This is a genomic window from Streptomyces sp. NBC_00846, assembly GCF_045207325.1.
Classification (GTDB): Bacteria; Actinomycetota; Actinomycetes; order Streptomycetales; family Streptomycetaceae; genus Streptomyces.
Genome location: NZ_CP108846.1, coordinates 3734030 through 3757999, shown reverse-complemented (window position 1 = coordinate 3757999; position 23970 = coordinate 3734030). Strand labels below are relative to the sequence as shown.

Annotated in this window: 19 protein-coding genes; 8 read left to right on the top strand and 11 right to left on the bottom strand. The window is 67.2% G+C overall.

Going from position 1 to position 23970, the window contains the following annotated elements; translation table 11 throughout:
- Positions 1 to 80: 80 nt before the first annotated feature.
- The 4 genes from OG936_RS17265 to dnaB all read right to left on the bottom strand — a co-directional run bounded on the left by OG936_RS17265 (position 81) and on the right by dnaB (position 5183).
- On the bottom strand, positions 81 to 671 hold the full coding sequence (locus tag OG936_RS17265) for an AAA family ATPase (RefSeq protein ID WP_406495740.1): 591 nt from the start codon (positions 669 to 671) through the stop codon (positions 81 to 83).
- Entirely contained in the window at positions 668 to 2803 is a 2136-nt protein-coding gene (locus OG936_RS17260) for a transposase (protein ID WP_406495738.1), read from the bottom strand. The genes OG936_RS17265 and OG936_RS17260 overlap by 4 nt, the downstream gene beginning before the upstream one ends.
- Positions 2800 to 3504 (bottom strand): TnsA-like heteromeric transposase endonuclease subunit, encoded by a 705-nt coding sequence (locus OG936_RS17255; protein ID WP_406495736.1) that lies wholly within the window; start codon positions 3502 to 3504, stop codon positions 2800 to 2802. Before OG936_RS17255 ends, OG936_RS17260 begins: the two co-directional genes overlap by 4 nt.
- 218 nt (positions 3505 to 3722) lie before the next feature.
- A complete protein-coding gene (dnaB, locus tag OG936_RS17250; protein WP_406500480.1) occupies positions 3723 to 5183 on the bottom strand; it encodes a replicative DNA helicase in 1461 nt (486 codons plus the stop codon).
- Positions 5184 to 5660: 477 nt separating this feature from the next.
- Here dnaB and OG936_RS17245 point away from each other — a divergent pair, with 477 nt between their 5' ends.
- Positions 5661 to 6998: an MATE family efflux transporter gene (locus OG936_RS17245; protein WP_406495734.1), complete on the top strand. Its 1338-nt coding sequence runs from the start codon at positions 5661 to 5663 to the stop codon at positions 6996 to 6998.
- 94 nt (positions 6999 to 7092) lie between these two features.
- Here the strand turns inward: OG936_RS17245 and rplI are convergent, their stop codons facing one another.
- The 4 genes from rplI to rpsF form a co-directional block, all read right to left on the bottom strand.
- On the bottom strand, positions 7093 to 7539 hold the full coding sequence (gene rplI / locus OG936_RS17240; protein WP_406495732.1) for a 50S ribosomal protein L9: 447 nt from the start codon (positions 7537 to 7539) through the stop codon (positions 7093 to 7095).
- 18 nt (positions 7540 to 7557) lie between these two features.
- Complete coding sequence (gene rpsR, locus OG936_RS17235; protein WP_003967857.1) at positions 7558 to 7794, bottom strand: 30S ribosomal protein S18; 237 nt, start codon at positions 7792 to 7794, stop codon at positions 7558 to 7560.
- Positions 7795 to 7837: 43 nt separating this feature from the next.
- Positions 7838 to 8440 carry a single-stranded DNA-binding protein gene (locus tag OG936_RS17230; RefSeq protein WP_384446688.1) on the bottom strand — a complete coding sequence of 201 codons (603 nt, stop codon included), beginning with the start codon at positions 8438 to 8440 and terminating at the stop codon, positions 7838 to 7840.
- Between the two features lie 74 nt (positions 8441 to 8514).
- On the bottom strand, positions 8515 to 8805 hold the full coding sequence (rpsF, locus tag OG936_RS17225; protein ID WP_015609864.1) for a 30S ribosomal protein S6: 291 nt from the start codon (positions 8803 to 8805) through the stop codon (positions 8515 to 8517).
- A gap of 278 nt (positions 8806 to 9083) precedes the next feature.
- Between rpsF and OG936_RS17220 the strand changes: the two genes are divergently transcribed.
- The 3 genes from OG936_RS17220 (at position 9084) to OG936_RS17210 (ending at position 11865) form a co-directional block, all read left to right on the top strand.
- Positions 9084 to 9404, top strand: a complete 321-nt coding sequence (locus OG936_RS17220) for a hypothetical protein (RefSeq protein WP_383751933.1) — start codon at positions 9084 to 9086, stop codon at positions 9402 to 9404.
- 206 nt (positions 9405 to 9610) lie between these two features.
- Positions 9611 to 10729, top strand: a complete 1119-nt coding sequence (locus OG936_RS17215) for a peptidoglycan bridge formation glycyltransferase FemA/FemB family protein (RefSeq protein ID WP_266906057.1) — start codon at positions 9611 to 9613, stop codon at positions 10727 to 10729.
- Positions 10730 to 10833: 104 nt separating this feature from the next.
- Entirely contained in the window at positions 10834 to 11865 is a 1032-nt protein-coding gene (locus OG936_RS17210; RefSeq protein WP_093895066.1) for an alanine racemase, read from the top strand.
- A gap of 57 nt (positions 11866 to 11922) precedes the next feature.
- On the opposite strand, the gene OG936_RS17205 is transcribed toward OG936_RS17210, so the two are convergent.
- Together OG936_RS17205 and OG936_RS17200 are read right to left on the bottom strand one after the other, a co-directional pair.
- Positions 11923 to 13416, bottom strand: coding sequence for a glycosyltransferase family 87 protein (locus tag OG936_RS17205; RefSeq protein WP_406495731.1), 1494 nt, complete (start codon positions 13414 to 13416; stop codon positions 11923 to 11925).
- A 111-nt stretch (positions 13417 to 13527) separates the two neighbouring features.
- Positions 13528 to 16245, bottom strand: coding sequence for a transglycosylase domain-containing protein (locus OG936_RS17200; RefSeq protein WP_406495729.1), 2718 nt, complete (start codon positions 16243 to 16245; stop codon positions 13528 to 13530).
- A 389-nt stretch (positions 16246 to 16634) separates the two neighbouring features.
- Here OG936_RS17200 and OG936_RS17195 point away from each other — a divergent pair, with 389 nt between their 5' ends.
- The 3 genes from OG936_RS17195 to OG936_RS17185 all read left to right on the top strand — a co-directional run bounded on the left by OG936_RS17195 (position 16635) and on the right by OG936_RS17185 (position 19888).
- Complete coding sequence (locus OG936_RS17195; RefSeq protein WP_406495728.1) at positions 16635 to 17342, top strand: helix-turn-helix transcriptional regulator; 708 nt, start codon at positions 16635 to 16637, stop codon at positions 17340 to 17342.
- A 61-nt stretch (positions 17343 to 17403) separates the two neighbouring features.
- Positions 17404 to 18486 carry an inositol-3-phosphate synthase gene (locus OG936_RS17190; protein WP_406495727.1) on the top strand — a complete coding sequence of 361 codons (1083 nt, stop codon included), beginning with the start codon at positions 17404 to 17406 and terminating at the stop codon, positions 18484 to 18486.
- Positions 18487 to 18610: 124 nt separating this feature from the next.
- On the top strand, positions 18611 to 19888 hold the full coding sequence (locus OG936_RS17185) for an MFS transporter (RefSeq protein WP_406495725.1): 1278 nt from the start codon (positions 18611 to 18613) through the stop codon (positions 19886 to 19888).
- Positions 19889 to 20017: 129 nt separating this feature from the next.
- Here OG936_RS17185 and OG936_RS17180 read toward each other — a convergent pair whose 3' ends face one another.
- Positions 20018 to 21460: a CCA tRNA nucleotidyltransferase gene (locus OG936_RS17180; protein WP_266747329.1), complete on the bottom strand. Its 1443-nt coding sequence runs from the start codon at positions 21458 to 21460 to the stop codon at positions 20018 to 20020.
- A gap of 183 nt (positions 21461 to 21643) precedes the next feature.
- Here OG936_RS17180 and OG936_RS17175 point away from each other — a divergent pair, with 183 nt between their 5' ends.
- Complete coding sequence (locus OG936_RS17175; protein ID WP_406495724.1) at positions 21644 to 23941, top strand: DUF6049 family protein; 2298 nt, start codon at positions 21644 to 21646, stop codon at positions 23939 to 23941.
- The last annotated feature ends 29 nt before the right edge of the window (positions 23942 to 23970 follow it).

The window sequence follows — 23970 nt, the reverse complement described above, 5'->3', positions numbered from 1 at the left end:
ATGACAGACATCCCGGACACGGTCGGTAAACAAGCCCGGGACATGCTGGTCACAGTCCCAGACGGACATCACGGGCAGGACTACCTGCGGTCGGTAAAGTCAAGTGCGAGCAGGCGGACCTCGCAGGACACCACGCAGTCCAGGGCCCGCTGACCGAACTGGGCGGTAGTCCCGCGGTTGCGCCCAGGGTGGCCGAAGAACTCCAGCAGGGACCGGTTGAGATCCTTCATCCCGGAATTGCCGGTCAGCCCGACCCGGCAGACCGGGAGACGCTCATGTCCCTGGTCGGTGAACGCGCCCCGCTCGGCGATCTCCCTGCGATGGAACTCACCGAGGAAGGCCAGCACCGAGGTGGTCTTCCCCAGCCCGGGGAATGCGTCGACCGCCACGGCGCCTTTCGCTTTGTCGCCGTCCTGCACGTTGCTGTCGACGATGTCCCACAAGTCCTCGTGCAGTTCCGCCAGCTGAGGCGTCTTGATCGGCCCCAAGTTGGCGTGCCATTCCCGCAGCAGCCGATCGCGCTCGCCTCTCGCCTCCTCGCCCAGAGCCTTCACCTGGCGGCGGCTCAACTGTTCGGGCTGGATCCGGCGCGGGGTCTCGGCGAACGCTTTCCAGTCCTCCTTCCGCGACAGCGCCAGATTGCCCAGCCCCGTCGGACTTGCCGTACTCACACGTCCTCCAGAGCGTCCGCGTAGAAGTCGTCCTCGGCGGCGAGATCCTCCAGATCGGCCTCGTCGTCATCACCCATCTCGACGCCCTCCGCCAGCGGCCCTTCAGCAGGCACCTCCGGGTCCTTGGCCTGCCCCAGGGCTTTGCGTACGGAGGGAAGGGAGACGACGGTCTCCTCCTCGGTCTGGGGAAGTTCGATGGCGGCCTGCTCGCGCGAGAGCCGCAGGACCATGCGCCGCTCCGCCAAAGTGGTGCCCAGCCCGAGGTTCCACCGCTCCAGCAGATCAGCGACGGCGAGCCGGTCGTCGGGGTAGCGGTATTTCGCCGCGGCCAGCTGCCGGGCGAAGACCAGCGCGTCCTCGCTCAGCGGCATCCGCGCCGACGGTGCGTGTTCCCAGGTCAGGGTGTGCCACTCGCGGGTCGTGGGGTTGCGGAAGTAGATCCGGGTGATGTCGTCGGGGTCCACCTGGAACGGCCAGCCGTTCTTCACCGGACCGTCGTAGGGACTGCGGATACCCGCCTCCGGCAGGCCCTCCCCGCTGTAGCGGCGGCGGTCGATCTCAACGCCGTAGTGCTGGATCGTGCGCCACTTCGTCTGCAGGAACTCAAAGCCAAGATCGCGGTCCCGGGGTGCCTCGATGTAACCGGCCCTGGCCATGCCGTGCTCGAACATCTTCGCCGGGGACATCCGCAGCCCCGGCAGCCCCGGGTCGACCAGGCTCGCATGCGGCCGGCAGTGGTAGACCGTCGCGGTCCACTCCCGGACGATCGCCTCCAGCTCGTCGAGGAAGAAGAACGCGTCATCTTCCGGACTCTCGCCCCGGGAACGGATGTCAGGGCCCTTGTAGCCGGGCAGGACCTGCAACAGCCCCTCACGCAGGGTCCGGAAATAGCGCTCAACAGGCCCTTTGTCCCGGCCCGTTCGCAGCCGGGCGGGCTGGATCGAGATGCCCATCCGGCGGCAGACGCTGGTCAGATGTTCCGAGACGTAGACCTTGCCGTGATCGACGACCAGTGTCTCCGGCACCAACGGAGGAGACGCGAGCCCCGGGCCTTCGGCCGCATCGACGTCGACCAGGACGGTGCGGGGGATGCCGTGCTCGGGCCAGACCGCGTGCCGGGGCCAGTCCCGCCCCGCCGGCCTCGGCCGGAACGACTGAAAGAGCACCGCGCTGACGTCCACCGCCTTCGTGGAGACCGGCGTGACCCGGATTCCGGTGATGCAGCGGGTGTACCAATCCATCCCAACGCTCAGCTCGGCCTGCACCCACTTCAGCGTGAACGGATCGAATCCGAACACATCCAGCCGAGTGGTATCCATCAGCAAGTACTCACCCGGCCGCGTCGGCCGCAACTTCCCGTACGGACCCTTCGGCCGATCGGCGATATCCCTGTTCCGCTTCGTACTCAGCCGAAACAGCGGATGCCGCCGCTCCAACTCCTCCATCAGCCGAAAGGCCGTCGCCCGGCTCGGTAGCTTCACCACATCCGGTCCGAATCGGGCGATCACTCGGGCCCGCGTCCGCTCGATAACCAACGTGCGTGATGGCTTCGACTGATCGGTGCGCTCAGCCATCACCTCCAGCGCGGTCTCCACCCACCGCTCATCGGCCGCAATCTCAGACTTCCGGGCCGGTCCTTTCTTGGGGGCAAGCCCAGCCTCTCCACGCGCCTGAAACTCGGCGACCCACCGCTTCAAGGTGCGCAGGCCCATTCCGAGTTCGGCAATCTTCGCCGCGTATCTGGCCTCCAACGGCATCTCCGGCGAGTACTCGGGACGAGGCTCGTCGTCACGTGCGAGTTCTGGGCTGCCGGACCGGTAGCCCGTCAGCACCTCGCGGACATGCTCAGCACGTTCAAGGACCTTCTGCTTCTCTGCCGAATCGAGTTGCCCCAGGACCACGGAAGCGATCTCGCCTTCGTCGTCCGCCGATGGCCCCGGGTAATCAGGGCTGATGGCCGCACGGTCAGAGAAGAGCAGTTCCTTAAGCGACAGCCGCAGAAGCCTCCCCCGTCCATCCTTCAAGACCACTTCATTGCCCGCCGTGGTCGCAGCCATCTCCACCACCTCGACGGTCTCTCCGTCGTAGCGGAAGCGCGTACCGACCCCGACCCGAGCCCCCGCCCTGCTCATGCCACCCACCTCAGAACATGCGAAGGGCTGAGCGGTCGATCGAGATCGGTAACGAGAGACTGCGTCCAGAGCAAATGATGGACGGCAGAACGCACTTGAGGCTCCGGACGATCCGGCAGACAGCACGTAGCCTGCCCCAAAGAGACACCATCGAGGTCAGCTCCCCGAAGCTCATCCAGAACCTCGGGGCTGAACAACCAGTCCCTTCGATAGCCCGCCAGGAACCGGATGTTTTCCAGCTCCACGGTCGGACGCTCGCTCCAGACCTCGTACTTCCACCCCCGTGACTCCACCGCCCGCCGAGTCCAGCCAAAGGTGAACTCCACCTCCGGCTTGGACAACCGGTGCAGCGGCTTGACGTCGACGACCATCGGGACCTGCCCGGTGAGCAGGAGATAGTCCGGGATGTGCTTCCGGACCTTCCCCTCCAGCACCGTCTTCAGCAAGAAGGGCTGGGCCACGATGCCGCGTACGGACCGATCGAAATCAGCGAAGAGCAACCGCGACAGCTCCAGTCGCGACTCGTAGATCACGTGATCGCGCATCGTCGCCGACCAGTACGTGCCCGAGTAGTGCTTCTGGCCCTTGTACCAGCGGAACGTCCGCCAGGGCTGAGCCGACTGCAGGAGGCCGATGGGCGCCAAGTCCCACTCTTCGTCCTCGGCGGGAGGGCCATCTGGCCGACGAACGCTCACCGTCACAGCCGCACTGTCCACCCCGCACCCCCAGCCCACGGGCAATAGCCCATGTTGCCAAGGGTGTCAGCGCCGCATCATCGGGCGGAATGCTCCAGAGCCTCCGTCACTCGAAAAGGTGACGGCCTCGACCAGCAAGTCTCACGGAGACGGCATAAGTGCCGCCGATGTGCCATCGGAGCTGAGATTGTGCCGCGAAATTTGAGACCCTACACAGGCCGCGCTCAGGTCTGTGCCATGTCCACGAAGCGCGAGTAGTGGCCCTGGAAGGCCACGGTGATCGTCGCCGTCGGGCCGTTACGGTGCTTGGCCACGATCAGGTCGGCCTCGCCGGCGCGGGGGGACTCCTTCTCGTAGGCGTCCTCGCGGTGCAGCAGGATCACCATGTCGGCGTCCTGCTCGATGGATCCGGACTCACGCAGGTCGGAGACCATGGGCTTCTTGTCCGTGCGCTGCTCGGGGCCACGGTTCAGCTGGGAGAGCGCGATGACCGGGAGCTGCAGTTCCTTCGCGAGCAGCTTGAGGTTTCGGGACATGTCCGAGACCTCCTGCTGGCGGCTCTCGGCGCGCTTCGAGCCGCCGGACTGCATCAGCTGCAGATAGTCGATGACCACGAGCTTGAGGTCGTTGCGCTGCTTGAGGCGACGGCACTTCGCCCGGATCTCCATCATGGAGAGGTTCGGGGAGTCGTCGATGTAGAGGGGGGCGGCCGAGACATCCGGCATCCGGCGGGCCAGCCGCGTCCAGTCCTCGTCGGTCATGGTGCCGGAACGCATGTGGTGCAGCGCCACCCGCGCCTCGGCCGAGAGCAGTCGCATCGCGATCTCATTGCGGCCCATTTCGAGGGAGAAGATCACGCTGGGCAGGTTGCTCTTGATCGAACAGGCCCGTGCGAAGTCCAGCGCCAGCGTGGACTTACCCATGGCCGGGCGGGCCGCGATAACAACCATCTGGCCCGGGTGCAGGCCGTTCGTCAGGGCGTCGAGGTCGGTGAAGCCGGTCGGGACCCCGGTCATCTCGCCGCTGCGCGAACCGATCGCCTCGATCTCGTCGAGAGCGCCCTCCATGATGTCGCCGAGCGGCAGGTAGTCCTCACTGGTGCGCTGCTCGGTGACGGCGTAGATCTCGGCCTGCGCGGAGTTCACGATGTCGTCGACATCGCCGTCGGCCGCGTATCCCATCTGCGTGATCTTCGTCCCGGCTTCGACGAGCCGTCTCAGGACGGCGCGTTCGTGGACGATCTCCGCGTAGTACGAGGCGTTGGCCGCGGTCGGCACGGACTGGACGAGGGTGTGCAGATACGGAGCTCCGCCCACCTTGGTGATCTCACCGCGCTTGACCAGCTCGGCGGCCACCGTGATCGGGTCGGCCGGCTCGCCCTTGGCGTAGAGGTCGAGGATCGCCTGGTAGACGGTCTCGTGGGCGGGGCGGTAGAAGTCGTGCCCCTTGATGATCTCCACGACATCGGCGATGGCGTCCTTGGACAGCAGCATGCCGCCGAGGACCGACTGTTCGGCATCGAGGTCCTGGGGCGGCACCCGCTCGAAACCGGAGGAGCCGCCCTCCCATCCGCCGCTCTCCCGGCCGCGCTCGTGCTGTTCCGCGCGGTCCCCGCGTTCGCCACGGCGCTGGCGGGTGACAGGCAGACGGTCGCTGGGACCGGTGTCGGCCCAGGGGTCGTCCAAAGGCTCGGGAATGCTCACCGGGCCGCCTCCTCCCGTCCGCTCTGCGGACCTCGCCATGCCACTCTTTCTTACGGCACAGCACCGACAAACAAGACGCCCGACTCCGGTTCCGGCGCGTCGAGTTCTGCGGGGTTCCAGGGCCGGAACGGGGTGCGGGCGCCGGACCACGGTAGGCCGCTCAGCACCGTCAGCCAATCTGGTTATCCACAGGGCATGTGGACGACCGACCAGATGCTGTGGAGAACCCCGCAGAACCTGTGCACGGAGCGGGGGACAGCACTGTGGACAAACTCATAGCACCCTCATCAGCAGGGCCCTGACCTGGGCTTTCTCCATCCACGGGCTGTGGGGGAGAAAAACTTTCCAAGTCGGCACAAGATCACGACAAACAGCGCACGAGAGAACGCCGACCGTGAGTAAATGTAAGGGCCGCATAGTCATTGCATCTATTACCTGTGGAAGATTAGATTGACCCCCATGATCCAGGCCCCGGCAACCTCTCCGCCCAGCCGCCGACGGCACGACCGCGAGATCATCTCGCTTGCCGTCCCTGCCTTCGGCGCACTCGTCGCCGAGCCGCTCTTCGTGATGGTCGACAGCGCCATCGTCGGCCATCTCGGCACACCGCAGCTGGCCGGTCTGGCCGTCGCCGCCGCCCTGCTGACCACCGCCGTCAGCGTCTTCGTCTTTCTCGCGTACGCCACCACCGCGGCAGTGGCGCGACGAGTCGGTGCGGGCGATCTGGCCTCCGCGATCCGCCAGGGCATGGACGGCATCTGGCTTGCCCTCCTGCTCGGCATCGCCGTCATCGCCCTCACGCTCCCCGCAGCACCCTGGCTCGTGGACATCTTCGGCGCCTCCGACACAGCGGCCCCTTACGCCACCACGTATCTCAGGATCTCCAGCCTCGGCATACCGGCCATGCTCATCGTGATGGCCGCGACCGGCGTACTCCGCGGACTGCAGGACACCAGAACCCCGCTCTATGTCGCCGTCGGAGGTTTCGCAGCCAACGGAGCCCTCAACGCGGGACTCGTCTACGGCGCCGGCCTCGGCATCGCCGGGTCGGCCTGGGGCACCGTCATCGCACAGGTCTCCATGGCCGCCGCCTACCTGATCGTGGTGGTGCGAGGGGCACGCCGGCACGGCGCCTCGCTTCGTCCCGACGCCGCAGGCATCAGAGCCAGCGCCCAGGCGGGCGTTCCGCTGCTGGTCCGTACGCTGTCGCTCCGCGCCGTCTTGTTGATCGCCACAGCCGTCGCCGCCCGACTCGGCGACACCGAGATCGCCGCGCACCAGATCATCCTCTCGCTCTGGAGCCTGATGGCCTTCGCGCTCGACGCCATCGCCATCGCGGGGCAGGCCATCATCGGCCGCTACCTGGGAGCCGAGGACGCCAAGGGTGCACGCGAGGCATGCCGCCGCATGGTGCAGTGGGGCATCGCTTCCGGGGTGGTGTTCGGGGCACTGATCGTCCTTGCCCGGCCACTGTTCGTTCCCCTGTTCACCGGCGACCGGTCCGTACAGGACACACTGCTCCCGGCATTGCTGGTGGTGGCACTGTCCCAGCCGATCGCGGGCGTGGTCTTCGTCCTGGACGGAGTACTGATGGGTGCCGGAGACGGGCGGTATCTGGCCTGGGCCATGCTCGTCACGCTGGCGGTCTTCGCCCCGGTGGCTCTGCTGGTGCCGGTATTCGGCGGCGGCCTGACCGCACTGTGGTGGGCGATGGCCCTGATGATGACCGTCCGCATGGCCACACTCTGGCTGCGCACCCGGTCGGGCCGGTGGATCGTCACTGGCGCCACCCGCTGAGCCCCCGGGCGACGCCCCGTTTCACGTGAAACAGTGAAGGGCCGTACCCCACGGGGTACGGCCCTTCACCTGCTCTGGTGAGCTGTGCCCTAAATCAGGCAGCAACGACCTCGATGCCGAGCTGAGCAGCGACCTCGGGGTGCAGACGCACGGACACCTGGTGTCCGCCGAGCGTCTTGATCGGCGAGCCGAGCTCGACGCGACGCTTGTCGACGTCGGGGCCACCGGCAGCCTTGATCGCCGAGGCGATGTCGGCCGGGGTCACGGAGCCGAAGAGGCGGCCGGCGTCGCCGGAGCGAACGGCCAGGCGGACCTTCACGGCCTCGAGCTTGGTCTTGATCTCGTTGGCCTGCTCGATCGTGGCGATCTCGTGGATCTTGCGGGCGCGGCGGATCTGCGCCACGTCCTTCTCGCCACCCTTGGTCCAGCGGATGGCAAAGCCCCGCGGAACCAGGTAGTTACGGGCGTACCCGTCCTTGACGTCGACGACGTCGCCCGCAGTACCGAGGCCGGAGACCTCGTGGGTGAGGATGATCTTCATGATTCGGTCACCCTTCCCTTATCGCGCGGTGGACGTGTAGGGCAGCAGCGCCATCTCACGGCTGTTCTTGACTGCCGTGGCGACGTCACGCTGGTGCTGCGTGCAGTTGCCGGTCACGCGGCGGGCACGGATCTTGCCGCGGTCGGAAATGAACTTCCGCAGCATGTTCGTGTCCTTGTAGTCCACGTACTGGGTCTTGTCCTTGCAGAACGCGCAGACCTTCTTCTTAGGCTTGCGCACAGGCGGCTTCGCCATGGTGTTTCTCCTGTGTGATCAAGAAGTGGGGGTACGAGCCGCCCTAGAAGGGAGGCTCGTCCGAGTAGCCGCCGCCGGAACCGCCGGAGCTTCCGCCCCAACCGCCTCCGCCTTGTTGGCCCCCGCCCTGCTGACCGCCGGACGGCGCGCTCGTGGCCCACGGGTCGTCGGCGGGAGCGCCGCCGCCACCCTGCTGGCCACCGCCACCGGGACCGCCGCCCCAGTTGCCGCCGCCCTGCTGGCCACCGCCGTATCCACCCTGGCCGCCCTGACCACCGCGACCGGTGGTCTTGGTGACCTTGGCCGTGGCGTTCTTGAGGCTGGGGCCGACTTCCTCGACATCCAGCTCGTAGACCGTGCGCTTGACGCCCTCGCGGTCCTCGTAGGACCGCTGCTTCAACCGGCCCTGCACGACAACGCGCATGCCTCGCTGGAGCGACTCGGCGACGTTCTCCGCCGCCTGCCGCCAGACCGAGCAGGTGAGGAACAGGCCTTCGCCGTCCTTCCACTCATTGGTCTGCCGGTCGAAGATGCGGGGAGTGGACGCGACACGGAACTTCGCGACCGCCGCACCGGACGGGGTGAAGCGCAGCTCGGGGTCGTCGACGAGATTGCCGACGACCGTGATGACGGTCTCGCCTGCCATGGGTGAACCTCTCGGCGGGGATTGCTTCTGGCTGCTTGCTGCTACTCGAACCCGATGACCGCTGAGCTAGATGCTCAGTGGATCTCGGGACGGAGGACCTTGGTCCGGAGGACCGACTCGTTCAGGTTCATCTGGCGGTCGAGCTCCTTGACGACCGCAGGCTCGGCCTGCAGGTCGATGACCGAGTAGATGCCCTCGGGCTTCTTCTTGATCTCGTAAGCGAGACGACGACGGCCCCAGGTGTCGACCTTCTCAACCTTTCCGTTGCCCTCACGGACGACGGAGAGGAAGTTCTCGATCAGCGGGGAGACAGCGCGCTCCTCGAGATCGGGGTCGAGGATGACCATCACCTCGTAGTGACGCATGTGGAACCCACCTCCTTTGGACTCAGCGGCCACGGTCGTTCCGTGGCAGGAGGGTCGTGATGCGTAAGCATCGATGTCTCCGAGTAAAACAGCCGCCACTGACAACACCCTCCATCGAGAGGGGGCTGACATGCTGGCCTGGGCAGACACCGGTGCAGACCATACAGAGTACCCGCACACCGGCTTCCGGTTGAAATCCGGTGCCCAAGAGACGCAATCTGGATACATCGGGTGTGAGTGGCGCCACATCGCGCCACCTTCCGGCCCAGGAGGTCTCCATGGCACAGGTCACACGATCCCGTCCCCGTCCCCGGGTTTCTCTTCTCGCCACGGACGGCAGGCCCCATCCGCTCCAGACAACCCTGGTCGCGGTGACGCTCGTCCTCGGGGCGCTCGCCTTCGTGACGGCGATGTTCCACAACCTGCATCTGGTCAGTTCGTGGGCCGGACTCGCCGGAATCCTGACGGGTGCGTACGGGCAGTACATCTCGGTGACCACGCGGGAGCGGTTCCCCCTGATCATCGGTATGGGCGCGTCCGCCATCGGGTTCTTCCTGGGCATGGCCCACGGCGGCCTCTTCGGCGGCGTGGTGGGCTGATCCGCGACGGACACAACCGAATACAGCCGGTACCGCGAGGCCCGGCGCCCGGAAGGGACGGGGCCTTGCCGGTCCGTCCCTTCCAGTCCAGGCCGGACGGGCAGGCCTCATAGGGCCAGACGGGGCGCTCCCCGGTCACAGTAGGCTTCGGCGCGAGAGCCGGAGCCCCTGACCGATGGGGACACACCTGCCGAGGAGCGCCCCGCATGAGCCTGACCCTGAGGACCATCAGCCGAGAGCAGCATCTGGCATACATCCAGAATCTGCCTGCGGCGAGTCACATGCAGGTCCCGGCATGGGCAGACGTGAAGGCCGAGTGGCGCTCGGAGAGCCTGGGCTGGTTCGACAAGAACGGACAGCTCGTTGGCGCCGGCCTGGTGCTCTACCGGCAGTTGCCCAAGATCAAGCGCTATCTGGCCTACCTGCCCGAGGGCCCGGTCATCAACTGGTACGCCCCGAACCTGAGCGACTGGCTGCAGCCGATGCTGGCGCATCTCAAGCAGCAGGGCGCCTTCTCCGTGAAGATGGGCCCGCCGGTCATCATCCGTCGCTGGGACGCGGCCGCCATCAAGTCGGGCATCCAGGACCCGGACGTGAAGCGGCTGCGCGACGTAGAGGCCACCCACATCGAGCCGCGTGCCTTCGAAGTCGCGGACCGGCTGCGGAAGATGGGCTGGCAGCAGGGCGAGGACGGCGGCGCCGGTTTCGGTGACGTACAGCCCCGCTACGTCTTCCAGGTACCGCTGGCGAACCGGTCGCTCGAAGACGTCCACAAGGGCTTCAACCAGCTGTGGCGACGCAACATCAAGAAGGCCGAGAAGGCCGGCGTCGAGGTCGTCCAGGGCAGCTACGCGGAGCTCGCCGAGTGGCAGCGGCTGTACGAGATCACGGCGGAACGCGACCACTTCCGGCCGCGTCCGCTGGGCTACTTCGAGCGCATGTGGACGGCACTCAACAACGAGGATCCCAACCGGATGCGGCTGTACTTCGCCCGGCACGAGGGTGAGAACGTCGCGGCCGCGACCATGCTGATCGTCGGTGGGCACGTCTGGTACTCGTACGGCGCGTCCGCCAACCACAAGCGCGAGGTCAGGCCCTCGAACGCGATGCAGTGGCGGATGCTGCGCGACGCGTACGCCATGGGGGCCACCGTCTACGACCTGCGCGGCATCTCCGACTCACTCGACGAGACCGACCACCTCTTCGGCCTGATCCAGTTCAAGGTCGGCACCGGCGGGCAGGCTGCCGAGTACCTCGGCGAGTGGGACTTCCCGCTCAACAAGCTGCTGCACAAGGCGCTCGACATCTACATGTCGCGCCGCTGATACGCATCGCCCCACTGACGAAACCTGCTTCATTGGTTTCAATGGGACTTCGACTCCGTACACCTCCCACACACCGCAGCCACCAGAAGGGTTCCGGACCGGCCATGGCGCTCTCCCTCTACGTCGACACCGCGCGCTGGCGGGCGCACCAGAAATCCGTCCTCGACCAGTTCCCCGGCCTCGTCCCGGTCTGCAAGGGCAACGGATACGGCTTCGGTCACGAGCGCCTCGCCGACGAGGCCATCCGCTTCGGCTCCGACATGCTCGCCGTCGGCACCACCTATGAGGCGGCGCGCATCAAGGACTGGTTCAGCGGCGACCTGCTGGTCCTTACCCCGTTCCGCCGGGGCGAGGAGCCGGTGCCGCTGCCCGACCGGGTCATCCGGTCCGTCTCCTCCGTGGACGGCGTGCACGCCCTGGTGGGCGCGCGGGTCGTCATCGAGTGCATGAGCTCGATGAAGCGCCACGGGGTCAAGGAGGAGGAACTGGGGCAGCTGCACGCCGCCATCGAGGACGTACGCCTCGAAGGCTTCGCCCTCCATCTGCCGCTGGACCGTACGGACGGCTCGGACGCGGTCGAGGAGGTCATCGGCTGGATGGACCGGCTGCGCGCGGCCCGGCTGCCGCTGCACACCATGTTCGTCAGCCATCTGCGCGCCGAGGAACTGGGCCGGCTCCAGCAGCAGTTCCCGCAGACCCGTTTCCGCGCCCGCATCGGGACCCGGCTGTGGCTCGGCGACCACGAGGCGACGGAGTACCGCGGCGCCGTTCTGGACGTCACACGCGTCGTCAAGGGCGACCGTTTCGGCTACCGCCAGCAGAAGGCCGCCTCGGACGGCTGGCTGGTGGTCGTCGCGGGCGGGACGTCGCACGGTGTGGGCCTGGAGGCCCCGAAGGCCCTGCACGGCGTGATGCCGCGCGCCAAGGGTGTCGCCCGCGCGGGCCTGGCCACCGTCAACCGCAACCTGTCCCCGTTCGTCTGGGCGGGCAAGCAGCGCTGGTTCGCCGAACCGCCGCACATGCAGGTGTCGATCCTGTTCGTTCCCTCGGACGCGCAGGAACCGAAGGTGGGCGACGAGTTGGTGGCCCACCTGCGCCACACGACCACCCAGTTCGACCGCCTCGTCGACCGATAGGGCCGCTCGTCCGGATCACGCCGGGGCGCTGTCCGGGACTCCGGAGAGCGCCCCGTCTCAGTCCGCGACCGGACCGTGCGCCTCGCCCCAGTCCACCCGCGGCCCCTCCACGGCGGGCACGGCATGGCGTGGCGGATGCGCCGCCCGCCGCAGTACGAACACGTCCCGGGCGCCGTCGAGCACCCCGCCGGACGGATCGTCCGACCCGTCGCGTCGCACGACGTCCCGCTCCGGCATGAGGATGTCGCGTACGACGACGGCGCAGAGGTACAGCGTGCCCAGCAGATGCAGGATGATCGCCAGCTGGTATCCCTCCGTGGGGAGCCCCTGGTGTTTGTCCCCGCTTGTCGTGTATGCGAGGTACATCCAGATACCCAGGAAGTACATGACCTCGCACGCCTGCCAGATCAGGAAGTCGCGCCAGCGCGGCCTCGCGAGGGCGGCGAGGGGGATCAGCCACAGCACGTACTGCGGCGAGTAGACCTTGTTGACGAGGATGAACGCGGCGACGACGAGAAAGGCGAGCTGTGCGAAGCGCGGCCTGCGCGGCGCCGTCAGCGTCAGCGCGCCGATGGCCGCGCACAGCGCGAGCATCAGCAGGATCGACAGGTCGTTGACGGTCGAGACCTCGATCGTGATGCCGGTGCGCTGGGTGATGATCAGCCAGAAGGAACCGAAGTCGATGCCCCGTTCCTCACTGAACGTGTAGAACTTGTTCCACCCCTCGGGCGCGAAGGCCATCACGGGCAGGTTCACCACCAGCCAGGACGCCGCCGTCCCGAGCGCCGCCAGGCCGAGCTCCCGCCATTTGCCCGCCCGCCAGCACAGCACGAAGAGCGGCCCCAGCAGCAGCACGGGATAGAGCTTGGCAGCCGTGGCGAGCCCGATGAGGATGCCGAACGCCACTGCCCGTCCCCGGGCCCACATGAGCACCGCCGCGGCCGTCAGCGCGACAGCCAGCAGGTCCCAGTTGATCGTCGCGGTGAGCGCGAAGGCCGGCGCGAGGGCGACGAGCAGCCCGTCCCAGGGGCGGCGCCGGTGCGTACGGGCAACACAGACGGCGATGATCACGGCGCAGATCATCAGCATGCCCGCGTTGACCATCCAGTACATCTGCTCACGGTGCTGAATTGATCCGCCCGGCGTCAGCCAGGACGCGATCTGCATGAACACGCCCGTCAGAACGGGGTACTCCAGGTACTGCATGTCGCCGGGCAGCCGGTCGAAGTACGGTACGAGGCCCTCGGAGAAGCCACGTGCCACGTAGAGATGCGGAATGTCCGAGTAGCAGGCGTGCGTGTACTGCGAGCCGGCGCCCCTGAACCACGCCCAGTTGTAGCAGGGCAGCTTCTGCACCATGCCCAGCGCGAACATCCCGAGGGCCACCAGCGCGATGACGCCCACGGGCGTGAGTGCCGTGCTGCCGAGCCGTGTCCAGCGCCCCGACCGCCCGCCGATCAGCTCGCTGCCGGCCTCGGCGATCTCGTCCTGGTGCGTGGGCCGTACGACGGGCCGTTCCTCGTGCACACTCGTCTCTTCTGCGCTTGGCATGCCGCTCATCCTGCCGTACGGGACTGCGGGAACGACGAGGGCCGCCGCACCGTGTGGTGCGGCGGCCCTCATGACCGGACCGGGTCGCCGGTCTCTGCGGGCGGACGGGCGTCAGCCGCCCGGACCTCCGAAGATCCCGCCATTGTTCCCGTTGCCGTTCCCGTTGCCGTTGCCATTTCCGTTGCCATTTCCGCCGTCCGGTGGAGAGGCGGACGTCGACGGGTCGGTGCTGGGACCGCCGACGTCTCCGCCGTTCGCAGCACCGGAACTGGTCCCGCCGTTGCTGTTCTGGCAGTTCCTGTCCCATGGGCGACAGGTTTCGCTGGGGTCGGGAGCGGGCGGGGACGGGGTCATCGAGGGCGACTCGGACGCCGAGGCGGACGGCGAGGGCGACTCCACGGCGGTGGGCGTGGGCCTGGGGCTCTGCGCACCGCCGCCGTAGACCTTGTCACCGATCGGCGTCGGCGTCGGGAAGCTCAGGGCCTTCTCGCCCTTCAGCGCATCCGCCATGTAGTCATGCCAGATCTGAGCCGGGAACGAGGCACCGTGGATCTTCTCCTCGCCACCCGTACCGAACATCTTCTCGAACTCACGGTGGGTGTTCTTCTCGTCGTCGTCCAGCCGGTACATGCTGATGGCCGTCGACAGCTGCGGGGTGTAGCCGACGAACCAGGCCGACCTGTTGCCGTCCGTCGTACCCGTCTTGCCCGCTACGTCGCGGCCGGGAAGCTGCGCGGGGGTACCGGTTCCGTGCTCGACGACGTTCTTCAGGACGTCGGTGACGTTGTCGGCGATATTGGCTTCGAACGCGCGCTTGGGGACACCCTTGTGCCGGTAGACGACATCGCCCTCGTACTTCACTTCGGTGACCGAGTAGGGATCACGCTGCATACCGCTGGCGGCGAAGGTCGCGTACGCACCGGCCATACGGATCGCACTCGCCGAGGACGTACCGATGGAGAACGACGGTACGTGTGAATCCGCCATGGTGTCGTCGTCCTTGAGCCCGGCGGCCATGGCGACGGCCTTCACCTTGTCGGTGCCGACGTCCATGCCGAGCTGTACGTACGGGGAGTTGGCGGAGTGCTGCATCGCCTCGCGAAGGGTGATGTTGCCCTTCGACTCATGACCGTCGTTGGTCTGCAGCCACTCCTCGCCCTTCTCGTCGGTCCAGATCTCGCCGTTGTACTTCTTGATCTTCAACTTGTCGTCGGCGTTGTAGATGCTCAGTGGCGAGACCTTCTCGCGGTCCGACAGACCCTGGTCCTCCCCCTTCAAGGGGTCGCGTCTGCCGTACTCCATCGCTGCCGCCAGCACGAACGGCTTGAAGGTCGAGCCGACCTGCGCACCGGTGGGGTTGGCGTTGTTGGTGTAGTGCTTGGTCGCGTCCTGACCACCGTAGATCGCCTCGATGGCACCGGTCTTGGGATTCACCGACCCGCCGCCGAACTCGACGTGTGTGTCCGTGTCGGGGCGTTCCTTCGGCTTGATCTTGCTGTCGTAGACCTTCTTGACCGCGGCGTTGAGATCGTCGACCTTCGTGTGGTTGAACGTGGTGTGGATCTCGTAGCCGCCCTGGGCGAGCTTTTCCGCCGTCATGTTTTTGACGTTGCTGATGGCGTACGTCTTGGCGAGGTCGACCAGGTAACCGATCTGACCGCCCAGCTGGGCGTTCTTCTTCGGCGGGAGGGGCATCGGGAACTTGGTGTACTTGTCGCGCTCCGCCTGCGAGAGGCGTTTGTCCTTGACCTCTTCGTCAAGGATCCACTTCCACCGCTTCTTGGCCCGTGCGGTGTTCTTCGCCTTGGTGGCCTGCTTGGAATCGACCTCGGCGGCGCCCGCCGGATCATAGTAGGTGGCGCCCTTGAGCAGCGTGGCCAGGAACGCACACTCGCTCGGGTTCAGCTCCGTGGCGTCCTTGCCGTAGTACGTACGGGCCGCCGCCTGGATCCCCGACGCACCTCGCCCGTAGTACGAGATGTTGAGGTAGTCGGTGATGATCCTGTTCTTGTCCATCTCGTTGGTGACCTTGAGCGTGATGAAGATTTCCTGGAACTTCCGGCTCAGGGTCTGTTCCTGAGACAGACGCGAGTTCTTCACGTACTGCTGGGTGATCGTCGATCCACCCTGGGTCTGGCCGCCGGTCGCCATGTTGTACAGAGCACGGGCGATGCCCATGGGGTCGATGCCCCTGTCGTGCTCGAAGGACTTGTTCTCGGCCGAGATGACCGCGTTCCGCATGGCTTCGGGGATCTGCTCGTAACCGATGATCTGACGGTTGACCTCACCACCCGTGGCGACCATCTGCTTGCCGTCGTCCCAGTAATAGACGTTGTTCTGCGCTTTCGCGGTGTCGTTCACATCGGGGGTGCCGACCAATGCGTACGAGATGCCGGCCACGCCCATGAGCAGGCCGAGGAAGCCGATGCAGAGGCTGGAGACGAGCTTCCAGGACGGCACCCAGCGCCGCGCGCCGTACTTCCCGGCGCGCGGGTAGTCGATGAAGCGCTTCTTGACGGGACCCTGGCCACCGCGGCCACGCCCCCGTCCCGGGCCCTCGTGTCCGCTGTCACCGCCACCACCGCGACGACGACCGCCGCCTCCACCACCGCCGTCACGGCCGCCGCGCTGGGCGGCCCGTCTGGCCGCCGCGCGCCCGCCGTACGGGCTGTCCCCGCCCCGCGAACCGGAGGGCGACTCGGACGGTGACTCGGAACTTACTCCGCGTGACGGAGCGGCTCGGCGTCCGGAGGACTGCTGGGCGGCTCGTCTGGCCGCTGCCCGCCCGCCACCTTGCGGTTGGGGCGATTTGCGACGGTGCTCGCTCATGGAACGACTACTCCTCGGGCAGGCAAGAACGCCTGGAAGCGGCGGCTGAGATCCGGTCCCCCCGAATGACGGCCCAGCCCTGCGACAGGCTCATCCGCAGTACCTCCGACTGGTCCGCGAAGACTGACGCGCGCGGCCGTCTCGCGGTTCCCGGTGGTCTGCATGCCGCACAGACTACGCACGGTCAAAACCCTCCTAGGGCCGAACTTCACCCCAAACAACGCAAGTCGGTGCCTATGAATTCGCGATGTGACGCCGTTCACGAAGCCCCCTCTTGTCCCAGGGCGACGACCGATCTATCGTCATGATGTATCGAGTCGATACATCAGCTCGGTACATCAGCTCGGCACAGGGCCCCGCGAGAGCACTCGGAGAAGGAGGAGACGAAGTTGAGCAGACGCTCCGGCATCCTCGAATTCGCCGTTCTCGGTCTGCTCCGCGAGTCCCCGATGCACGGGTACGAGTTGCGCAAACGCCTCAACACGTCGCTGGGGATCTTCCGCGCCTTCAGCTACGGCACCCTCTACCCCTGCCTCAAGACGCTGGTCGCCAACGGCTGGTTGATCGAGGAGCCGGGAACAGCCCCGGCCGTCCTTCCGCCCGCCGCCGGCCGTGCGGTCGCCCCCGCCTCCTCACTGGCCGGGCGCCGCGCCAAGATCGTCTACCGGCTGACGGTGGAAGGTAAGGAGCACTTCGAGGAGCTGCTTTCGCACACCGGCCCCGACTCCTGGGAGGACGAGCACTTCGCAGCCCGTTTCGCCTTCTTCGGGCAGACGGAGCACGAGGTGCGGATGCGGGTGCTGGAAGGCCGGCGCAGCCGGCTGGAGGAGCGCCTGGAGAAGATGCGGGCCTCTCTGGCCCGCACCCGCGAGCGCCTCGACGACTACACACTTGAGCTGCAGCGACACGGCATGGAGTCCGTGGAGCGCGAAGTGCGCTGGCTGAACGAGCTCATCGAGAGCGAGCGGTCGGGGCGGGATCAGCGACGATCCTCGCCCGGGGGCGAAGCTCAGCAGAACACAGCAGGAGAGACGGACGGCCTGCCCCGGCACCGGGGTGACACCCTGCCGGATCCGTCCGACGACACCTCAAAGTGAGGTCCCCGCAGATCTGCGGGACTTCATCGGGAACATCCATTACACACAGGGAGCAACCGGAATGGGTTCGGTTCGCGTAGCCATCGTCGGCGTGGGCAACTGCGCCGCCTCGCTGGTCCAGGGCGTCGAGTACTACAAGGACGCCGATCCGGCCGGCAAGGTGCCCGGCCTGATGCACGTCCAGTTCGGCGACTACCACGTTCGGGACGTCGAGTTCGTCGCCGCCTTCGACGTCGACGCGAAGAAGGTCGGCCTCGACCTCGCGGACGCCATCGGTGCGAGCGAGAACAACACCATCAAGATCGCCGACGTTCCCAGCACCGGCGTGACGGTCCAGCGCGGCCACACCCACGACGGCCTGGGCAAGTACTACCGCGAGACCATCGAGGAGTCGGCCGAGGCCCCGGTCGACGTCGTCCAGATCCTGAAGGACCGCAAGGTCGACGTCCTCGTCTGTTACCTGCCCGTCGGGTCCGAGGTCGCCGCGAAGTTCTACGCGCAGTGCGCCATCGACGCCAAGGTCGCGTTCGTCAACGCTCTCCCGGTCTTCATCGCCGGCACCAAGGAGTGGGCGGACAAGTTCACCGAGGCCGGTGTCCCGATCGTCGGCGACGACATCAAGTCGCAGGTCGGCGCCACCATCACGCACCGCGTGATGGCGAAGCTCTTCGAGGACCGGGGCGTCATCCTGGACCGCACGATGCAGCTGAACGTCGGCGGCAACATGGACTTCAAGAACATGCTCGAGCGTGAGCGCCTGGAGTCCAAGAAGATCTCCAAGACGCAGGCCGTCACCTCCCAGATCCGTGACCGCGAGCTCGGTGCGGACAACGTCCACATCGGTCCGTCGGACTACGTGGCCTGGCTGGACGACCGCAAGTGGGCCTATGTGCGCCTCGAGGGCCGTGCCTTCGGTGACGTTCCGCTGAACCTGGAGTACAAGCTCGAGGTGTGGGACTCCCCGAACTCCGCCGGTGTCATCATCGACGCCGTCCGCGCCGCGAAGATCGCCAAGGACCGCGGCATTGGTGGCCCGATCCTCTCCGCGTCCTCGTACTTCATGAAGTCCCCGCCGGTCCAGTACTTCGACGACGAGGCCCGCGAGAACGTCGAGAAGTTCATCAAGGGCGAGATCGCCAACTGACGCGACCGGACACGGCGCGTCGACGCGGCTCGGTGACGAGCGGCAACGCTCCTTCCTTTCCGCACCGTTGAGGGTCCCCGGGTCATCCGCCCGGGGACCCTCAACGTATGTGACCCTTGATCACATGCCAGTCGTCGGTGATCTGCGCGTACTCCTGCGCCTTCGGAACTTCCGTCGCCTGCTCGCCGTACGGCTTCTCTCCCAGTCGGCGGACGGCGTCTACCAGGTCGCGCTGGCGGCGCATGTCGTCTTCTCCCCCGAGAAACAGGCATCGGCGGGGGCCATCGCCTCCGCCATGGCCGTGCTGCTCCTGCCGTACTCGCTCATCGGCCCCTTCGCCGGCGTCCTGCTGGACCGCTGGCCACGCCGGCAGGTCTTTCTGTACGGCAACCTGCTGCGCGCCGCACTCGCCTGCTGCACCGCATTCCTGATCCTCGGCGCCGCACCCGACTGGCTCTTCTACGTCTCGGCGCTGTGCGTCACCGCGGTCAACCGTTTTGTGCTGGCCGGGCTCTCGGCCGCGCTGCCGCGTGTCGTCGACAGCGACCGGCTGGTGCTGGCCAACTCGCTCTCGCCGACCGCGGGCACGCTCGCCGCCACGGCCGGTGGCGGCCTCGCGTTCGTCGTGCGGCTACTGCTCGCCGACTCCGACGCTGCGGTGGTGCTGCTGGGCGCGGCGCTCTACCTCGCTTCGGCACTGGCCTCCCTGAGTCTGGCCACCGGACTCCTCGGACCGGATCAGGACGGGAGCCGCATCCGGCTGCGAAAGGCTCTGGCCATTACAGCTCGGGGGCTCGCCGCCGGGCTGCGCCATCTGGCGGAGCGAAAGCAGGCCACCCGCGCGCTGGTCGCCATGACCGTGATCCGCTTCTGCTACGGGGCACTGACCGTGATGGTGCTGATGCTGTGCCGGTATGCCTGGTCCGACAGCGAGTCCGAAGGCCTGGCCCTCCTCGCGTTGGCTGTGGGGATATCGGGTGCGGGCTTCTTCGCGGCGGCCGTGGTGACACCGTGGGCGGTGGGGTGGCTCGGGCGGTTCCGCTGGATGGCGGTGTGCGCGGCAGCGGCCGCCGTCCTCGAACCCGCGCTGGGGCTGTGGTTCGTTCCCGCGCCGATACTCGTCGCGGCATTCGTCCTCGGACTCATCACTCAGGGGGCGAAGATCGCGACGGACACGGTGGTGCAGACCTCGGTGGACGACGCCTTCCGCGGCCGGGTCTTCTCCCTCTACGACGTGCTGTTCAACGTGGCGTTCGTGGGCGCTGCCGCAGTCTCCGCCCTGATGCTGCCTCCTGACGGGCAGTCGTTCGCAGTGGTGATCGGAGTGGCCGTGCTCTATGCGGTCGTCGCCGTGCCGCTGTTCCGGTGGAGCCGCGCCGAGAGGGCGCTCCGGCATACGTGAGAAGCGCTGTGGCGAGGGGCGCTGTTTCACGTGAAACAGCGCCCCCCACCGAAACGGGTGCGGTCATGTTTCACGTGAAACATGACCGCACCCGTTTCCGATCTCCGACCGATCAGGCCTTCAGCCGCCTCAGCCCTGCGCGGCCCACCACGTTTTGAGCTTCTCGACCGCCACATCGTGTTCCATCGGCCCGTGCTCCAGCCGCAGCTCCAGCAGGAACGCGTAGGCCTTGCCGATCACCGGCCCGGGACCGACACCCAACGTCTTCATGATCTCGTTGCCGTCCAGGTCGGGCCGGACGGCATCCAGCTCCTCCTGCTCCCGCAGCTGCGCAATGCGCTCCTCGAGCCCGTCATAGGTCCGCGAGAGGGCGGCGGCCTTGCGCTTGTTCCGCGTGGTGCAGTCCGAGCGGGTCAGCTTGTGCAGCCGCTCCAGCAGCGGGCCCGCATCACGCACATAGCGGCGCACCGCGGAGTCGGTCCACTCGCCGTCGCCGTAACCATGGAAACGCAGGTGAAGCTCCACGAGCTTCGAGACGTCCTTGACCGTGTCGTTGGAGTACTTGAGCGCGGTCAGCCGCTTCTTGGTCATCTTGGCGCCCACCACCTCGTGGTGATGGAACGAGACGCGCCCATCCTTCTCGAAGCGCCGCGTCCTCGGCTTGCCGATGTCGTGAAGGAGAGCGGCAAGGCGCAGAACCAGATCGGGCCCGTCCTCCTCCAGGTCGATCGCCTGCTCCAGGACGGTCAGCGAGTGCTCGTAGACATCCTTGTGCCGGTGATGCTCGTCACTTTCCAGACGCAGTGCGGGGAGCTCCGGCAGTACCTGCTGTGCCAGACCCGTACCGACGAGCAGTGCCAGACCCTTGCGAGGGTTGGCGGAGAGCAGCAGCTTATTGAGCTCCTCCCTGACCCGCTCGGCGGAGACGATCTCGAGACGCCCGGCCATTTCCGTCATCGCCGTGACCACGTCGGGGGCGACGTCGAAGTCCAGCTGCGCGGCGAAGCGAGCAGCACGCAGCATGCGCAACGGATCGTCGGAGAAGGATTCCTCCGGCGTTCCGGGGGTGCGCAGCACGCGGCGGGCCAGGTCCTCAAGACCGCCATGAGGATCAACGAAGTCCTTCTGCGGCAGCGCGACGGCCATGGCATTGACCGTGAAGTCACGGCGGACGAGGTCTTCCTCGATGGAGTCGCCGTAGGACACCTCGGGCTTGCGTGAGGTCCTGTCGTACGCCTCCGACCTGTATGTGGTGACTTCGATCTGGTAGCCATCCTTCTGGGCACCCACGGTGCCGAAGGCGATCCCGACCTCCCACACCGAGTCGGCCCACGGCCGGACGATCTTCAGTACGGCCTCGGGCCGGGCGTCCGTCGTGAAGTCCAGGTCGTTCCCGAGCCTGCCGAGAAGCGCGTCCCGGACCGAGCCGCCGACCAGAGCGAGAGTGAATCCGGCATCCTGGAAACGGCGTGCGAGATCGTCGGCGACCGGTGACACCCGCAGTAGTTCGCTGACTGCGCGGTGCTGCACCTGGGTCAGGGCACGGGAGCTGTCTTCATTGGCGTTCGACACAACAGAAAAGGGTACGTGCCCGGACCGGCCCGGTCGTCCTGGTTTCGTCGCGCCCTGCAAGACTCTTCCGATCATGTAGCGGACTCCCCAGCGCTTGGCACCCGCGCACATCGTTACCATGCGGGGACGCAGCAACCGACAACCATCGACACCAGCTGACGACGACGAGGGACGGGTAGGCGCGTGGCCGAGGCGGCAGACATTCAGGGGATCGGTCCCTCTCCTGCCCGCCGGTGGCTGCGGCGCACAGCCGCCACGGTCATCGGGGCGCCGCTCGTCGCCGTGCTGCTGGCCGGACCGACCGCGTCCGCCGCGCAGGCCGGCGGGACCGCCAAGGCCCCCACCGGCTCCGAGATGGTCGATGTGTCCCTGGACACTCTCGCTCCGAGCGCACCGGTGAAGGGGGACACGCTGACTGTCTCCGGCACCGTGACCAACAGGGGCAAGGAGACGATCACGCAGGCGGAGGTCGACCTGCGAGTGGGGCCAAGGCTCTACGGCAGGATGTCGATCGACACCGCGGCCAAGCGCACCGGCTACGTCCCCGGCAGCGACCCCGCCCCGCTCGGCGGCAAGTACACGGTGAAGTTCGCGAAGCTCTCTTCCGGAATCAGTCAGGACTTCACGCTGTCCGTCCCGGTCGACAAGCTGGGGCTCGGCGACGACGGCGTCTACCAGCTCGGTGTCTCGCTGTCGGGGCAGACCTCCCGGGCCCGGTACGACCACGTGCTGGGGATCCAGCGCACCTTCCTGCCCTGGCAGGAGGAGGAGCGTGACTCCAGGACGAAGGTCACCTATCTCTGGCCGCTCATCGCGTCGCCCCACGTCACCGCCGAAACCGGCTCCGACGACCAGCAGACACCCGTGTTCGCGAATGACGACCTGGCCGCCGAACTCGCGCCGGGCGGGCGCCTGGAACAGCTGGTCTCGCTGGGCAGCCAGCTGCCTGTGACATGGGTCATCGACCCGGATCTGCTGGCCAGCGTCGACGCGATGGCACGGAACTACCGCGTGAAGTCCGGCGACACCACCGTCGCCGGGAAGAACCAGGCCGTCGCGAAGAAGTGGCTCACCTCGCTGGAAGCCGCGGTGTCGGACGGAAAGGTCGTCGCGCTGCCGTTCGCCGATCCCGATCTGGCGTCCCTCGCACACCGTGGCAAGAACGTGTCGGGCACCCTCAGCCACCTGCAGACCGCCACGGATGTGGCCGGGACGACGGTGCAGACCATCCTGCATGTGAAGCCGTCGACCGACTTCGCGTGGCCCGTCGACGGGGCGGTGGATCCGTCGATCGTCGACGTGGCCACCTCCGCCGGCGCGCACAACGTGATCGCCCGCAGCGACAGCCTCCAGGAGACCGGCAGCCTCCCGTACACGCCGACCTCGGCCCGTCCCATCGGCGGTGGTACCACCGCCGTCGTCGCCGACGACCGGCTCTCCACGGCCTTCCAGGGCGATATGTCGAAAGCGGGGAAGTCCACCCTCGCCGTACAGAAGTTCCTCGCGCAGACCCTCGCCCTGACCGAGCAGGACACGGACGAGGAACGGAGCATCGTCGTCGCGCCGCAGCGGATGCCGACGGTCGCCCAGGCCCAGTCGATGGCCGCTGCTCTGCACTCCCTCGACGACGAACGCTGGACCCAGCCCCTCGGGCTCGTCGACGCGGCCGAGGCGAAGCCCGACGCGGACGCGACGACCAGCGTCCCCGGCTCCTCCAAGTACCCGAAGCGGCTCCGCAGCCAGGAGCTGCCCACCCAGGCGTTCCAGGACATCAAGTCCACCCAGGCCTCGCTCAACAACTTCCAGGTCATCCTTGCCCGGCCGGAGCGCGTGGTGACCCCCTTCGGCAACGCAGTCAACCGGTCCATGTCGACGTCGTGGCGCGGCCGGCCGCTGGAGGCCCAGCAGTACCGGGACTCGGTACGCACCTACCTGCAGGGCCTGATCAACGAGGTCCAGCTCATCTCGAAGTCGGACGTCACTCTGTCCGGCCGCAGCGCCACGATCCCGGTGACCGTGCAGAACAGGCTGTTGCAGGGCGTGGACCACCTGGTCCTCCGGCTGAAGTCGGAGAACGCGACGCGGCTCAAGCTGAACAACGGCGGGGCCGTGGCGGAGCAGCCGATCCGGATCGCCGGCGGGCACAGCCAGTCCGTGAAGTTCGACGCCGCGGCCAACATCAACGGTCAGGTGCAGATGACCGCACAGCTCTACACCGAGGACGGCACGCCGTACGGCGGAGAGATGACCTTCACCGTGAAGGTCTCCGAGCTCACCCCGACCGTGCTGCTGGTGATCGCCGGCGGGCTGCTGCTGCTGGTCCTCGCAGGCATCAAGATGTACACCCGGCGCAAGCGGGCCAACGCCGGTGGGGCGGCCGGCGGCGACGGCAGCGATCCCGAGCAGCCGAGTGACCCGACGCCGGACACCGGTCCGGAAAGCGGGGCACCTTCGGGCCCGGGTGAGAAAGTGGAACGTTGAGCGATGTCTGTCGTGGCCGGTCGGCCGGG